The 13976-nt window shown below is 72.6% G+C and carries 12 protein-coding genes; 3 read left to right on the plus strand and 9 right to left on the minus strand.

What is annotated here, in order from left to right; genetic code table 11:
• From AB0O53_RS34655 to AB0O53_RS34680, 6 genes are all read right to left on the minus strand, one after another.
• Window positions 1-1946: tetratricopeptide repeat protein (locus AB0O53_RS34655; RefSeq protein ID WP_365200997.1), on the minus strand; the 1946-nt coding region annotated here is incomplete at its 3' end.
• A gap of 71 nt (window positions 1947-2017) precedes the next feature.
• Window positions 2018-2470 (minus strand): hypothetical protein, encoded by a 453-nt coding sequence (locus tag AB0O53_RS34660; RefSeq protein WP_365201000.1) that lies wholly within the window; start codon window positions 2468-2470, stop codon window positions 2018-2020.
• 88 nt (window positions 2471-2558) lie between these two features.
• Entirely contained in the window at window positions 2559-3782 is a 1224-nt protein-coding gene (locus tag AB0O53_RS34665; protein WP_365201051.1) for a Cmx/CmrA family chloramphenicol efflux MFS transporter, read from the minus strand.
• A gap of 143 nt (window positions 3783-3925) precedes the next feature.
• Entirely contained in the window at window positions 3926-4567 is a 642-nt protein-coding gene (locus AB0O53_RS34670) for a 2'-5' RNA ligase family protein (protein ID WP_365201002.1), read from the minus strand.
• 115 nt (window positions 4568-4682) lie between these two features.
• Entirely contained in the window at window positions 4683-5570 is an 888-nt protein-coding gene (locus AB0O53_RS34675) for an HAD family hydrolase (protein WP_365201005.1), read from the minus strand.
• A gap of 97 nt (window positions 5571-5667) precedes the next feature.
• Window positions 5668-6357 carry an HD domain-containing protein gene (locus AB0O53_RS34680; protein WP_365201007.1) on the minus strand — a complete coding sequence of 230 codons (690 nt, stop codon included), beginning with the start codon at window positions 6355-6357 and terminating at the stop codon, window positions 5668-5670.
• A gap of 110 nt (window positions 6358-6467) precedes the next feature.
• Here AB0O53_RS34680 and AB0O53_RS34685 point away from each other — a divergent pair, with 110 nt between their 5' ends.
• A complete protein-coding gene (locus tag AB0O53_RS34685; protein ID WP_350998833.1) occupies window positions 6468-7154 on the plus strand; it encodes a copper homeostasis protein CutC in 687 nt (228 codons plus the stop codon).
• Window positions 7155-7344: 190 nt separating this feature from the next.
• Here AB0O53_RS34685 and AB0O53_RS34690 read toward each other — a convergent pair whose 3' ends face one another.
• The gene (locus AB0O53_RS34690) at window positions 7345-9432 is read right to left on the minus strand and encodes a HelD family protein (protein ID WP_365201011.1); all 2088 of its coding nucleotides are present in this window, start codon (window positions 9430-9432) and stop codon (window positions 7345-7347) included.
• 309 nt (window positions 9433-9741) lie between these two features.
• On the opposite strand from AB0O53_RS34690, the gene AB0O53_RS34695 reads away from it, so the two are divergent.
• Window positions 9742-9927 (plus strand): hypothetical protein, encoded by a 186-nt coding sequence (locus AB0O53_RS34695; RefSeq protein WP_030961862.1) that lies wholly within the window; start codon window positions 9742-9744, stop codon window positions 9925-9927.
• A gap of 147 nt (window positions 9928-10074) precedes the next feature.
• Here the strand turns inward: AB0O53_RS34695 and AB0O53_RS34700 are convergent, their stop codons facing one another.
• Entirely contained in the window at window positions 10075-11304 is a 1230-nt protein-coding gene (locus AB0O53_RS34700) for a serine hydrolase domain-containing protein (protein ID WP_350998839.1), read from the minus strand.
• Window positions 11305-11523: 219 nt separating this feature from the next.
• On the opposite strand from AB0O53_RS34700, the gene AB0O53_RS34705 reads away from it, so the two are divergent.
• Window positions 11524-12297: a glycosyltransferase 87 family protein gene (locus AB0O53_RS34705; protein WP_365201015.1), complete on the plus strand. Its 774-nt coding sequence runs from the start codon at window positions 11524-11526 to the stop codon at window positions 12295-12297.
• On the opposite strand, the gene AB0O53_RS34710 is transcribed toward AB0O53_RS34705, so the two are convergent.
• Entirely contained in the window at window positions 12263-13906 is a 1644-nt protein-coding gene (locus tag AB0O53_RS34710) for a DNA repair helicase XPB (protein WP_359119341.1), read from the minus strand. The genes AB0O53_RS34705 and AB0O53_RS34710 overlap by 35 nt on opposite strands.
• Window positions 13907-13976: the final 70 nt, after the last annotated feature.

Raw genomic sequence — 13976 nt, forward strand, 5'->3', positions numbered from 1 at the left:
CGCAGGGCGAGGCCGAGGTTGTTCAATGCCTGGCCTTCGCCGTGGCGGTCGTCGAGTTCCCGGGAGATGGTGGTGGCCTGGGTGAGGGTGTCGATGGCTTCCTCGAACCGCCGTGCCTCGTGCAGGGCGCCACCAAGGTTGTACAGCGCTTTTGCTTCGCCGTGGCGGTCGCCGAGTTCCCGGAAGATCGTGGCGGCCTGGGTGTGGGCGCCGATGGCTTCCTCGAACCGCCGCGTCTGCTGCAGGGCGCCACCAAGGTTGTTCAATGACTGGCCTTCGCCGTGCCGGTCGCCCGTTTCGCGCCAGATCGTGGTGGCCCGGTTGAGGGTGTTGATGGCCTCCTCGAACCGTCGCACCTGCCGCAGGGCGATACCGAGGTTGTTCAGCGCGCTGCCCTCGCCGTCACGGTCGCCGAGTTCCCGGAAGATGGCAGTGGCCTGGGTGTGGGCGTTGATGGCTTCCTCGAACCGTCGCACCTCCCGCAGGGCGTTGCCGAGGTTGTTCAGCGCGCCGCCCTCGCCGTGACGGTTGCCGGCTTCTCGGCAGACGGTCAGGGCGGTGGTGGTGAGGGCGATCAGGCCGTCGAAGTAGCGGCGGTATTCGAGGTAGTGGAAAAGGTGCGAGGCGAGGGAGGTGGTGATGGTGGGGTGGCCGAGGGCTGGTGCGGCTGCTCCGGTTGCCGTCAGGTTGGTGTGTTCGCCATCCAGCCAGTGCAGGGCCGCGGTGCGGTCCGGGAAGCGGGGAGTGCGGGGGCCGGACGGGGGGCGCAGGTGGGTGTTGGCGGCTTCGGTGGTGTCCTGGTAGTGGGTGAACAGGCGGGTTCGGGCGGTGTCGCGTTGGTCGGGGGTGGCGTGGGCGCGGCCGTGTTCGTCGGCGTACAGGCGGACCAGGTCGTGCATGCGCCAGCGGCCCCAGGACGAGCCGGGCTCGATCAGGTGGGCTTCGGAGAGCTGCTGCAGGAACTCCTCGGCCTGGTCGGAAGCGGTGTCGGTGAGGTGGGCTGCGGATTCGGTGGCCAGGTCGGGGCCGGGGTTGAGGGGCAGCAGCCTGAATATCCGGGCCTGTTCGGGGGTGAGGTGCTGGTAGGACAGGTCGAAGGCGGCCCGTACCGCGCGGTCGGGGCGGGCGAGTTTGTCCAGCCGGGTGTGTTCGGCCTGCAGTGCGGCGGCCAGGTGTGAGGCGGGCCGCCCGGGCGATGCGGCCAGGACGGCGGCGGCGATGCGCAGTGCGAGGGGCAGGCCCGCGCACAGCCGGGCGATCACGGCCGCCGCTTCCGGGTCGTCGGTGAAGCGGGTGTCGCCGTCGCCGCGGGCGTGGCGCAGTGCCTGGTCGAGTACGGCGAGGGAGGCAGCGCTGTCGAGGGTGTCGAGGTCGTGGAGGCGGGCGTCGAGGCCGTCGAGGGTGTGACGGGAAGTGACCAGGGCGGCGGTGATGCCGTCGGTGGGCAGCAGCGGGCCGGCCTGGGCGACGGTGGAGGCGTTGTCGACGACCACGAGGATGCGCCGGCCCTCCCGGGCGTAGGCGGCCAGCACGCTGCGGTACAGCCGTTGCCGGTCCTCCAGTCCGCCCGGGATGTGTTCACCGGGAACGCCCAGAGCGTGCAGCAGTCCTTCCAGGGCCCGTTCCGGGGAGAGGGTGCGGTCGGGGTCGTAGCCGAACAGGTCGACGAACAGCACCCCGCCGGGGAACCAGCCCGGCTGGCGAAGAGCCTGGGCTGCTGTCTGGACGGCGAGTTCGGTTTTGCCGATGCCGGCCAGGCCCGACACCGCGCTCACCAGCACCGTGCGCTGTTCACCGGCGTCCCCGGTGGCGGGGGCCAGATCCGTCAGCAGTCGCTCGACGTGCTGGTCGCGGCCGGTGAAGGCAGAGGCCGGCTTGGGCAGCCCGGAGAGCGCCGGTTTGATCGCCGGCGGCAGCTGCACCGTGATGTCCCGGCCCTGGATCACCGCGTGGAAGAAGATCCCGCCCGTGATCGAGTTATGGGTGGCGCCGCCCTCGCGGGCGGCGCCCTCGCCGGTCACCGCGTCGAGTCCGCCGCGCTGTCATGGGCGCCACCGGAGGGGGGTGCAGGCGCAGGTGCGGCGTTGAAGGTCAGGTTGCTGAAGTCCTTGCCCTGAATGACCGGCCCGTTCTGGGTGCCCCCGCTGACGATGTTCGTCACCGCACTGTCCTCGGTGCGCACCAGCGCGGCCTGCTCCTGCCACGCCGCGAGATCGGCACGGAAGTCCTCGTCCACCGCGGCCCGCACCGCCAGTGCGGTACTCAGTGCCTGCGCCCGGCCCTGATCGCCCGGATCCGCGGCGAGACGCGTCAGTTCCGCCTCACCGGAGCTGACCGACGGGGTGTTCCCGCCTCCGCGGCCGAACGGGCGCCGCACCAGCGCTCCCAGGGTCGTCCAGGTCTGTCGGCCGACCTCACCGGCGACCCCGCCGGCCAGTGCCGACAGCAGTGCTACCGATACCGGATCCATCCCGCACCATCCTCACCTTGGGAAGTCAGACGCTTCTATAGAGTGACGATTGGGTGGGATGAGTGGTTCCCGTCACACGACGGCGGTGTCAGGCGGGGGCGGGGGTTTCGGACGGGGCGGCGGTGGGCGTGGTGTTGCCGGTGATCACGCGGGTCGGGCGGGGCGGGGTGCGGCGGTCCAGGCGGAGGGCCAGGGTGGTGAGGGCGATCGCGGTCACCGTCATGGCGGCGCCCGCCCAGGCGGTCGCGGAGAAGCCCAGGCCGGCGTCGATGACGGTGCCGCCCAGCCAGGGGCCGCCGGTGTTGCCGAGGTTGAAGGCGGCCGTGGTGGTCGCCCCGGCCAGGGTCGGGGCGGCGCCGGCCACGTTGAACATGCGGGCGTTGAGCGCCGGGGCGGTGAAGAACGCCGAGACGCCGAGCAGGAAGGAAAGCGCGATCGCGGCGACCGCGGCCGAGGCCAGCAGGGCGAGGGCCGTCAGGAAGACCGTGGAGGCGGTGATGCCCCAGATCATCACGCCGAACAGGTGCGCGTCGGCGACGCGGCCGCCGACGGTGGTGCCGACCAGCGCGCCGATCCCGAAGAGGCCGAGGATCCACGGGACCCATGTCGAGTCCAGCCCGGCCACGTCCGTGAGCAGCGGCGACAGGTAGCTGAAGGCGCAGAACACGCCGCCCGCCGCCAGCGCGGTGATGCCGATCGCCAGCCACACCTGGCGGTCGCCGTAGATGCGCAGCTCGCGGCGGAGCGTCGGCTTCTCGGCGGGCAGCGGGATGCGGGGGATCAGTGCCAGGATGCCGACGAGGGCGACCGCCGAGGCGGCGGCGACCGACCAGAACGCGGAGCGCCAGCCCAGGTGCTCGCCCAGGAACGCGCCGGCCGGTACGCCGAGGACGTTGGCGATGGACAGGCCGCCGATCATCACGGCCATCGCGCGGGCCCGCTGGTCCTTGTCGACCATGGCGATGGCGACGGCCGCGCCGACGGCCCAGAAGCCGGCGCAGGCGAGGGCCGCGACCACGCGGGAAGCGAAGAGGAGCTCGTAGGTGGGGGCCAGCGCGCCCGCGACCTGCCCGAGGCCGAAGAGGCTGATCAGGGCGATGAGGGTGGTGCGGCGGGGCAGCCGCAGGGTGGCCACGGCCAGCAGGGGTGCGCCGACGACCATGCCGATCGCGAAGGCGGATATGAGCAGGCCCGCCTGCGGGATGCTGACGCCCATGTCGTCGGCGATCGGCGGCAGCAGCCCGGAGAGCATGAACTCGCTGGTGCCGAGCGCGAAGACGGACAGGCCGAGGACGTGGACGGCTACGGGCATGCGGGAGCGGGGGCGTACGGCATCTGCGGGCATGACTGTCACCAACCCGTGTGAACGCGATCGAATTCCCCCGGGCGCGTCAGGGCCGTGCGGGCCGGGCGCCGCGGCGCCCGGCGGTCCTCGGGTCGGCTGTGGACCGCGCTTCACATGCCCCAGGTCTTGAGCGCTCTGGCGGCGGTGCCGTTGTTGCCGAGCTGGTAGATGCTGATGCCGCTCGCGGAGAAGGTGAGCGGTTCGAGCGGCTCGGCTTCGATGGTGGCCAGGTCGGCGATGGTGGCCAGGCCGACGGTGACGTGGGGGAGGTAGTTCTCGCCGCTGTGGTCGGGGACGTAGTTCTCGATGTAGGTGAGGGTGGGTGTGTTGATGTCCGGTTCGGCGTCGGTGCGGACGTAGGCGTCCGCGGTGCCGCCGCTGCCGGTGTACGGGCTCAGGGCGTCGATCAGGCGGGCCTGGAAGGCGAGGACCTCGGGCCCGGGTGTGACGACGATCGCGGCCAGCCCGATCGAGGACTGCACTGCCAGGTGGGCGATGCTGTGGGTGGTCAGTTTCAGGGTCGACAGGTCCACGGAGGCGATCGCGTCGTCGATGGCCGCGTACACCTGGTCAAGGGCTGCGGTGCGCACGTAGCGCTGCAGTGTGGTGATGTGCGGCTGGTGGTGCTCGTCGAGGGCGAATCCCGTCGGTGGGGGCACGCTGGCGAGCATCCGGGCGTTGACCCGCTTCGCGAGGGCGATCATGCTCTCGTCCGGGTTGAGCAGGACGTCGACTGCGATGAGGTCGTTCATTCGAACTCCACGGGGTACGGGTACGGGCCCGGCCGGCTGGTGGTCGCCCCGGTCCGCACGAACCCCTCCGTCGGTCGGGCGTGCCGAGGCGTCCAGGTGACTTCTGCGGCCCCGGTCAGAAGACGGTGACCCAGTCGTCCTTCATGCTCACGACCGTCCAGCCGAGCTCTGCGGCTTTGACGAGCGAGGCATCGGCACCCCGGGTGTAGGAGAACTCGCGCTCCTCGTCGTCGTGGTTGACGAGCAGCGCGAACCGGGCGCTGGCGAGCATTTCGATGTCCACGTCGGCATTGCCGCCCGCGAAGACGGGCAGTCGGCCGGTGTGGGCGAAAATGTGCTCGGGCTTGCCCGCGCCCAGGTCCAGGCTGCCCAGGAGCTCGCGGGAGCGGACGAGCCTGCCGTCGGCGTAGGTGTACGCGGCGGCCGAGCCGATGACGTTCTCCTTGGGGATTCCCCAGGTCTCCTCGGCGAGCACGCGCATGAAGTCGCGGCCACCGCCGGAGCACACGAACACGCGGAAGTCGTGCGCGTGCAGCAGGGCGAAGAGCTCCAGCATCGGCCGGTAGACCAGCTCCCGGTACGGGACCCCGAGCTTCGGGTGCTTCGCCGTCCCGGTCCACTCGCGGACCTGCGCGTCGAACTCCTCGGGCGTCGTGCCGGCCCATGACCGGGTGAAGGCCTCCAGCAGGGTCTCCACCACATCGGGGTCCTGCGTCCCCAGGCCGCTGAAGAACTCCGGATCCTTCTCGATGAGCGCCTTGTACGGCTGCCGCGCCGCGAGCGAGGGTTCGGCCTTCACCTCCTCCGCCCACGTGCGGAACACGAAGTCGAACTGCGGGGGCAGCGGCTGCTCGACCCACAGGGTTCCGTCGTTGTCGAACGTGGCGATCCGATCGGCGGACTCGACGAACCCCGGCCCCGGCGTCGTCGCAGCCGCGACGAAGTCCACGATCGCCTTCCTGGCCGGGCCGTCTCTCCAGCTCGCAAGGACCTTCTCGGGCATATGCACTCCTTGGCGCGGTGCGGCTCGGCGCCTCGGCGGGTCAGGACAGTCGGCCTGAGACCATGCCCGGACTTCGGACACCCTCGACGATCCGGGTTCAGCGCCGGTTGCTCTTCCGATCTTCCGTCTCAACCTCCAGCTCGGCCAGTTCTGCGGCGAGGTTCGCGCGGGCCGGGGCCTCCCAGTGCGCCGTGCCGTGGGGCGTGCGGAAGAGCCGGGGCAGGTCGAGGAGCCGGCGCAGCACGGCGGCGCGGCCGGTGCGGAAGGCGTCGTCGGGGACGAAGCCGTACTCGTCGCGGACGGCGGCGGCGTAGGCGGCATACGCCTGCGGGGTGCCGGCCAGGACGGCCAGGTCGGCGTCGCAGAGCACCTCGCCGTCGGTGTCGCCGGGGGCGGGGTCGTGGGTGACGGTGAGCCGGACCAGGCGGGCCACCTCGGCGGTGCGCGCGGCGTCGATGCCCAGCTCGGGGAGGGCGCGCTCGGCCAGGGCGGCGCTGCGCTCCTCGTTCTCGGAGCGGTCGGGGCGGTAGACGGCGTCGTGGAACCAGGCGGCGAGCCGGACGGCGGCGGGGTCGGCGGCGTACGGGGCCAGTACGTCGATCCGTGCGAGTACGTCGGCCAGGTGCGCGGTGGTGTGGTAGCGGCGCTGCGGCTCCGCCCAGGCGGTGAGGAGGCGGTCGGCGTAGGGCGCGGGATCGCGGTCGGCGGGGGCGCCGGCCTCGGCGACGGTGGCCCGCCAGCGGGCGTGGAGATCCGTGGTGTCGGTGCTCGGGATGCCTATGTCCATGCGCACATTGTGGGGGTGGCGTGATTGTGCTGGTGGAGCGCGGCCGGAGGCCCGTACCCTGGATATTGGACTAGACCTATTTTGTGCGTTCTTCCGAAGGATGGGATCGAATGAGCAACCGTGCGCTCCTGGAGGTGATCGCCCTCGACGTGGAGGACGCGGTCGCGGCCCAGGCCGGTGGGGCCGACCGCCTCGAGCTGGTCACCGACATGGCCGCCGACGGCCTCACCCCGGCGCGCGAGACGTTCGCGGCCATCCGGGCCGCGGTGGACATCCCGCTGCGCGTGATGATCCGCAAGGCGGACGGCTTCGCCGCGGGTGACGTCTCCGTCCTCGCGGCGACGGCGCGGGAGCTGCGGGCTGAAGGGGCGCGGGAGTTCGTGCTCGGCTTCCTGAACGCGGACGGCAGCCCCGACCTGGCCGCCGTCGAGGCGGTCGTCGCGGAGCTGGACGGCTGCGCGTGGACCTTCCACCGGGCGATCGACCGCGCGGCGGACCGGGACCAGCTGCGCAAGGCGCTGGCCGACCTGCCCGGCCTGGACACCTACCTGACGGCGGGCGCGGCGGCCGGGGTCGAGGAGGGGCTGCCGGTGCTGCTGGCGGAGGCGGCGCGGGGCGGCGAGCCGGGGTACGGGCCGCGGATCCTCGTCGGCGGCGGGCTCACCCTCGCGCACCTGCCGGTGCTGCTGGCGGGCGGGGTCGACGCCTTCCACATCGGCGGCGCCGCGCGCCCCGGCGGGTGGGAGCGTCCCGTCTCGGCGGAGGCCGTCGCCGAATGGCGGGCCGTACTGGACTGACCGGCTGCGCCGTGCCCCCGGGGCGCTGCCCCCGCGCCCGGACCCGTGCCGTGCCCCCGGGGCGCTGCCCCGGACCCCGCGCCTCAATCGCCGGCGGGGCTGGGATCGCGCGGCGGGGCCGGGGAGATCCTTGCCCCGCCCGGGCGCGGCGTACCGGGCCGGCTCGGTACGGCCCGGGCCGGGCCGGTGGTCAGGACAGGGACGGGGGGAGGGGGGTTGCGTGGAGGGCCGTCAGGCCCGAGACGGCGCGGGTGAGGCAGACGTACAGGCGGCGCAGGCCGGTCCGCTCGTCCGGTTCGCCGTCGACGATCGCCGCGGGCTCGTCCAGGACCACGTAGTCGTACTCCAGGCCCTTCGCCAGCGAGGCCGGGACGAGGGTCAGGCGGGACTCCGCGGTGGTCTCCTCGCCGGGGGACAGGTACGGCAGGCCCGCCGCCAGCAGGGCCTCCGCCAGGACCGGGATCCGGGCGTCAGCCGCGATCAGGCCGATCGAGCCCTCGTGCGCCAGGGACTCGCGGCAGGCCTCCAGCACCGCCGCGTCGAGGTCCGCGGCCTCCGCGACCTCGCTGATCCGCAGGGAACCCGGCGTCTCGCGGACCGAGGAGACCGGGGCCAGGCCCGGGGAGATCGACGGCAGCAGGCGGGAGGCGTAGGCGATCACCTCGCGCGGCACGCGGAAGCCCGCCGTCAGCTCCTCCAGCACCGCCTGCGGCTTGCCCAGGTGCGCCAGGGCCTCGTCCCAGCTGCGCGTCGCCCACGGCGTGGTGCCCTGCGCGAGGTCGCCCAGGACCGTCGCCGAGCCCGTCGTGCAGCGCCGGCCGACCGCCCGGTACTGCATGGGGGAGAGGTCCTGCGCCTCGTCGAGGACGACGTGGCCGAGCGAGTGGGTGCGTTCCACCAGGTCGGACGCCTCGTCGATGAGGACGAGGTCCGCCGCCGACCACTTCGCCGACTTCACGCTCCGGAACGGCTTGGGCCACAGCAGGAGCTTCTGCTCGTCCGCCGTCAGGACGTCCTGCGCGTGCTCGGCGAGGAAGTCGGGGTCGGAGAGCAGCCGCAGGACCAGCTTCGCCGGTTCGACGAGCGGCCAGACCTCCTTGACCGCGGCCTTCACGGCCGCGTTGCGGGCGACCGCGTCCTGGACGCGGTCGTCCGGGGCCTCGCCCGCCTGCTCCATGCGGACCAGGACGGCGTGCGCGATGCGCTGGGGGAGGGCGTCGCGGGCGGCGCCGTAGCGGATGTCGCGGTTCTGCAGTTCCTCGACCATCTCCTCCAGCTCGTACGCCGGCACGCGCCAGCGGCGTGAGCCGCGGACCACCATCAGCGGCTCCGTGGGGCGGCCGACGTGCGAGCGGACCGCGCGGCGCAGCACCTCCGCCATGCGGGCGTCGCCCTTGACGACGGCGGTCGCGGCGGGGTCGGTGCCGCGGACCTCCAGGCCGTCGCGGGCGACCAGGTCGTCGACGGTGGCCTGCTTGACCTCCAGCTCGCCCAGGGCCGGGAGGACCTGCTCGATGTAGTGGAGGAAGGAGCGGTTCGGCCCGATCACGAGGGTGCCGGTGCGGGCGAGCCGCTCGCGGTGCGCGTACAGCAGGTACGCCACCCGGTGCAGGCCGACGGCCGTCTTCCCGGTGCCCGGGCCTCCCTGGACGCAGACGGAGCCGGACAGGCCGGAGCGGACGATCTCGTCCTGTTCCGGCTGGATCGTGGCCACGATGTCGCGCATGGGGCCGACGCGCGGGCGCTCGATCTCCTGCTGGAGCAGCTTGCTGACGGCGGCCGCCTCGGCCGGGTCGGACAGGTGCTCGTCCTCGTACGCGGTGAGCTCGCCGCCGGTGTAGCCGAAGCGGCGGCGCAGGGAGATGTCCTGCGGGTCCTTCTTGGAGGCCCGGTAGAACGGCTGGGAGACGGGCGCGCGCCAGTCGATGACCATCGGGTCGCCGTCGGCGTCGTGGACGTGGCGGCGGCCGATGTAGAACTGCTCGCCCTCCGCGCCCTCGGCGAGGTCGGCGCCGGGGGCGTGGAGGTAGTCGAGGCGGCCGAAGAAGAGCGGGGTGTGGGCGAGGTCGGCGAGGGCCTTGATGCGGTCGTCGATCTGGGCCTGGAGCACGATCGCGTTGACCCAGTTCGCGGTGACGTCGCGGATGTCGAGGGCCTCGACGTCCTCGCGCATGGCGCGCAGGGCGGAGCGGGAGGCGGTGAGGTGGGCCCGTTCGCGGCCCAGCGGGTCGGCGGGCGGGGGCGCGTCGGGGGTGGTCTCGGGTGCGTGCGCGGGCACGGCAATGCCTCCAGCTGCTGGTACGGAACAGGAGCCCCCGGTTTCCGGCCGGTGGGCGGCTCTCCCGGATGAGGCGGTGGGAGGCGGCAAGAGCGGAGATTCTAGCCAGCGCGGCGAGCTCGCGCGAACGGAATACACCGGGCGGGAAGTCTGCCGGGCCGGGCCCCCGAACGGGTGTCGTACCCGGGAGTGTCAGACCTTGGGGAGGGCCACTAGGGGATGGCATGCGACGGAAGGAGGAGGCCGGGGGGCTTGGGATTAGGCCTCGGGAGCGATGTGGATCGGGGCGCGGCGGAGCACCATGGATTCATGAGCACCGCAACCTTCACCCCGATCCAGGGCGGCCGCCCGAGCGGCGCCACCGCCATCTCCGAGCACACCCCCCGCCACCGCCTCGGCAGCATGCTGCACGCCGCGAAGGTGTTCGCGGCAGCCGCCGTGAGCGTCGTCGTGCTGGGCGAGTACGCCGAGGACGCGGGCGTGATACGCCGCTGAGGCCCGGGGCTCCGCGCCTCGGCCCCCGGCCCGCGCCTCGGCCCCCCCCAGGGCCCGCGCCCAGTGCCCCGGCCCCCGGCCCGCGCCTCGGCCCCCCAGGGCCCGCGCCCAGTGCCCCGGCCCCCGGCCCCGGCCCCCGGCCCCGGGTCAGGCGTCGATCGCCTGGTAGACCGTGGTCCAGAAGTCGTGGATGAGCTGCGCCGGAGCCGCGGTGGTCAGTCCGACCTGCGTGAGCAGGACACCGGTGAGCCCGTTCTCCGGGTCGGCGTACGCCGAGGTGCCGGTTCCGCCGTCCCAGCCGAACTGGCCGACGGGCGCGTAGTCGCCGCGGTAGGTGCGCACCGCCATCCCGAAGCCCCAGCCGCCCTGCTGGCCCTGCCCGAAGGACACGTGGACGGCGCCGCGGGCCAGGGCCGACCGGGTGGCCTCCTGCTCGGGGGTGAGGCGGTTGGTGGTCATCAGTTCGACGGCGGGCCGCGACAGGATCCGCTCGCCCGCGTGCGTGCCGTGGTTCAGCAGCATCCGGAAGTAGGCGTGGTAGTCGTCCACGGTGGAGACCAGCCCGCCGCCGCCCGCCTGGAAGGCGGGAGGCGCGCTGTACTGCCCGCCCTTGGCCTCGTCCCAGACGGTGAACTCCCCGGTCCGCGGGTCGGGGGCGTAGCTGGGCGGCAGCCGGTCGATCTTGTCGGCGGGCACGTGGAAGGCGGTGTCCCGCATCCCGAGCGGGTCCAGGACGCGCTCGCGCAGGAACGTCTCGAACGGCTTGCCCGTGACGCGTGAGACGAGCACCCCGAGGACGTCGTGGCTGAGGTGGTACTGCCAGTGCTCGCCGGGCTGGCGCATCAGCGGCAGTGCGCCGAGGCGGCGCATCCACTCGTCCTGCTCGGGCAGCGGCGCCGCGCCCTGGCTGAAGACACCGCCCTCGAAGATCGCGTTCATGATCGGCGAGCCCAGTGCCGTCAGGTCGATGCCGAGGCCGAAGGTGGAGGTCAGCAGGTCCCGTACGGTGATCGGGCGCCGCGCGGGCTCGGTGTCGTCCACGGGGCCGTCGATCCGCTTGAGCACCTGACGGCCGGCGAGCTCGGGCAGCCACGGGTCCACCGGGTCGTCCAGCCGCAGCGCGCAGTCGTCGAGCAGGGCCATCGACGCGGCCATGGTGACCGGCTTCGAGGTGGACGCCATCCGGAAGATCGTGTCCCGGCTGATCGCCTGGCCGCCGTCGTGGCGCATCGTCCCGATCGCCTCGACGTAGGTCTCCTCGCCGTGGCCGATGAGGGCGACCACCCCGGGGATCTTCCCCGAGTCGACGTGCCGTGTCAGCACCTCGCGCACCTTGCGCAGCCCCGCTCCGGACAAGCCGCCGTTGCTCCCGGCCATGATGGACCTCCCCGTGGTCTGTGTTCGAGAACTACTGAACGACTGCGAAGCTACATTGCGTTCACTGATCAGTCAACGCAGTTGTGAGGTCTCTACGGCCTGTAAATCGGGGAGTTTGAGGCTCTGTTGCAATGAATCTGAGGCTGAACGCAATGCGCCACCCGGGTGCGCGTTGCAATGGGCTGTGGGTGAATGCAGAGATCCACTAGGGTCACGCGCGTGACCTTGAGCCCCGCCCCCAGCCGCTCGCCGTCGTCCCTCGCCGGTGTGCTGGTGACGGGCTCGCTACTCGTGCTGGGGGTGCTCTGCATCGCCCTGCGCGTCCCGCCGGCCGACGACCTCGTCGAGGGCTTCTCGGCAGCCGAGTGGCGCCCGCCCGCCGGCTATCCGCCGTTCGCGGCGATCCTCTTCACGCCCGCCGCCTGGCTGCCGACCGGGTTACTGAAGGCCCTGCTCGTCCTCGGCAACGCCGCCCTGCTCGCCCTGCTGATCGCCCTGTCCTGCCGCCTCGCGGGACTGCCGGCCCGGACCGGGCCCGTCCTGGCCGCCACCATCGCCGGGCTGTGGCTGGAGCCGCTGTTCCAGGCCCCGCTCCCCGGCCAGATCAACCTCGCCCTGGCCTGCCTGGTCGTGTGGGACCTGGCCCGCCCCGGTGCCGCGCTCGGCAAGGGCTTCGCCCTGGGCATCGCCGCCGGGATCACCCTGACCCCGGCGGTCCTCGTGCCGTACCTGCTGGCCACCCGCCGGGTGCGGGCCGGGCTGACGGCGCTGGCCGCCCTCGCCGGCACCGCCCTGCTCGGACGGCTGGTCCTGCCCGAGGAGTCCGCCGCGTTCTGGTCCCGGCACCTGGCCGCCACCGGCCGCGCCCTCGTACTGGACGGCCCGGGCCTGTGGGTCTGGTGCGTCCCGCTGCTCGCCGTGCTCGTCGCGCGGGTCCGCACCGCCCACGGCCGGTCGGTCAGTCGCTCGCCAGCAGCTCGTCGGCGTCCATGATCCGGTAGGCGTACCCCTGCTCGGCGAGGAACCGCTGGCGGTGCGCCGCGAAGTCCTGGTCGATCGTGTCGCGCGCGACGACCGAGTAGAACCGCGCCTCGTGGCCGTCCGCCTTCGGGCGCAGGACGCGGCCCAGGCGCTGCGCCTCCTCCTGGCGCGAACCGAAGGTGCCCGACACCTGGATGGCGACCGTGGCCTCCGGCAGGTCGATGGAGAAGTTGGCGACCTTCGAGACGACCAGCACGCTGATCTCGCCCTCGCGGAAGGCGTCGAAGAGCTTCTCGCGCTGCGCGTTGGACGTCTCGCCCTTGATGACGGGCGCGTCCAGGTGCTCGCCGAGCTCGTCGAGCTGGTCGATGTACTGCCCGATGACGAGGGTCTGCTCGCCCCGGTGCTTGCGCACCAGCGCCTCGGTGACCTTCCGCTTCGTCGCCGTCGTCGCGCAGAAGCGGTACTTCTCCTCCGTCTCGGCGGTCGCGTACGCCAGCCGCTCCGACTCGGTCAGGTTGACCCGGACCTCCACGCAGTCGGCGGGCGCGATGTAGCCCTGCGCCTCGATCTCCTTCCACGGGGCGTCGAACCGCTTCGGCCCGATCAGCGAGAAGACGTCCGACTCGCGCCCGTCCTCGCGCACCAGCGTCGCCGTCAGACCGAGCCGGCGCCGCGCCTGCAGGTCGGCGGTGAACTTGAAGACCGGCGCGGGCAGCAGGTGCACCTCGTCGTAGACGATCAGGCCCCAGTCCCGGGAGTCGAAGAGCTCCAGGTGCGGGTAGACACCCTTCCGCTTCGTCGTCAGCACCTGGTACGTGGCGATCGTGACCGGCCGGATCTCCTTGCGGGTGCCGGAGTACTCGCCGATCTCCTCCTCCGTCAACGACGTCCGCTTGACCAGCTCGTGCTTCCACTGGCGGGCCGAGACGGTGTTCGTGACCAGGATCAGCGTGGTCGCCTTCGCCTTCGCCATCGCGCCCGCGCCGACCAGGGTCTTGCCGGCGCCGCAGGGCAGGACGACCACGCCGGAGCCGCCGTGCCAGAAGCCCTCGACGGCCTGCTGCTGGTACGGGCGCAGCGCCCAGCCGTCCTCGGCCAGGTCGATCGGGTGCGCCTCGCCGTCGACGTAGCCGGCCAGGTCCTCGGCCGGCCAGCCCAGCTTGAGCAGCGTCTGCTTGATCTGCCCGCGCTCGGAGGGGTGCACGGCGACGGTGTCGGGGTCGAGCCGGGCCCCGACCAGCGGGGTGATCTTCTTCGACCGCAGGATCTCCTCCAGCACCGGCCGGTCGGTGCTGGTCAGCACCAGGCCGTGCACCGGGTGCTTGGAGAGGGTGAGGCGGCCGTAGCGGGCCATGGTCTCGGCGACGTCGACGAGCAGCGCGTGCGGCACCGGGTAGCGGGAGTACTCCACGAGCGCGTCCACGACCTGCTCGGCGTCGTGCCCGGCGGCCCGGGCGTTCCACAGCCCGAGCGGGGTGATCCGGTAGGTGTGGATGTGCTCGGGCGCCCGCTCCAGCTCGGCGAACGGAGCGATGGCGCGGCGCGCCGCTCCGGCGAGCTCGTGGTCGACCTCGAGCAGGAGGGTCTTGTCGCTCTGGACGATGAGTGGACCATTCACGCGCGGCGCCCCGTTTCATTCAGGTCAAACCTCCAGTGTGCCGTACGGGGCCGGGGCAGGGAACACGGCG

Source organism: Streptomyces erythrochromogenes (genome assembly GCF_040684695.1).
Taxonomy (GTDB): domain Bacteria; phylum Actinomycetota; class Actinomycetes; order Streptomycetales; family Streptomycetaceae; genus Streptomyces; species Streptomyces erythrochromogenes_C.

Coding starts and splice junctions, on each gene's coding strand:
- AB0O53_RS34660 (WP_365201000.1), bottom strand. CDS start 2,470: ATGGATCCGGTATCGGTAGCACTGCTGTCGGCACTGGCCGGCGGGGTC.
- AB0O53_RS34665 (WP_365201051.1), bottom strand. CDS start 3,782: ATGCCCGTAGCCGTCCACGTCCTCGGCCTGTCCGTCTTCGCGCTCGGC.
- AB0O53_RS34670 (WP_365201002.1), bottom strand. CDS start 4,567: ATGAACGACCTCATCGCAGTCGACGTCCTGCTCAACCCGGACGAGAGC.
- AB0O53_RS34675 (WP_365201005.1), bottom strand. CDS start 5,570: ATGCCCGAGAAGGTCCTTGCGAGCTGGAGAGACGGCCCGGCCAGGAAG.
- AB0O53_RS34680 (WP_365201007.1), bottom strand. CDS start 6,357: ATGGACATAGGCATCCCGAGCACCGACACCACGGATCTCCACGCCCGC.
- AB0O53_RS34685 (WP_350998833.1), top strand. CDS start 6,468: ATGAGCAACCGTGCGCTCCTGGAGGTGATCGCCCTCGACGTGGAGGAC.
- AB0O53_RS34695 (WP_030961862.1), top strand. CDS start 9,742: ATGAGCACCGCAACCTTCACCCCGATCCAGGGCGGCCGCCCGAGCGGC.
- AB0O53_RS34700 (WP_350998839.1), bottom strand. CDS start 11,304: ATGGCCGGGAGCAACGGCGGCTTGTCCGGAGCGGGGCTGCGCAAGGTG.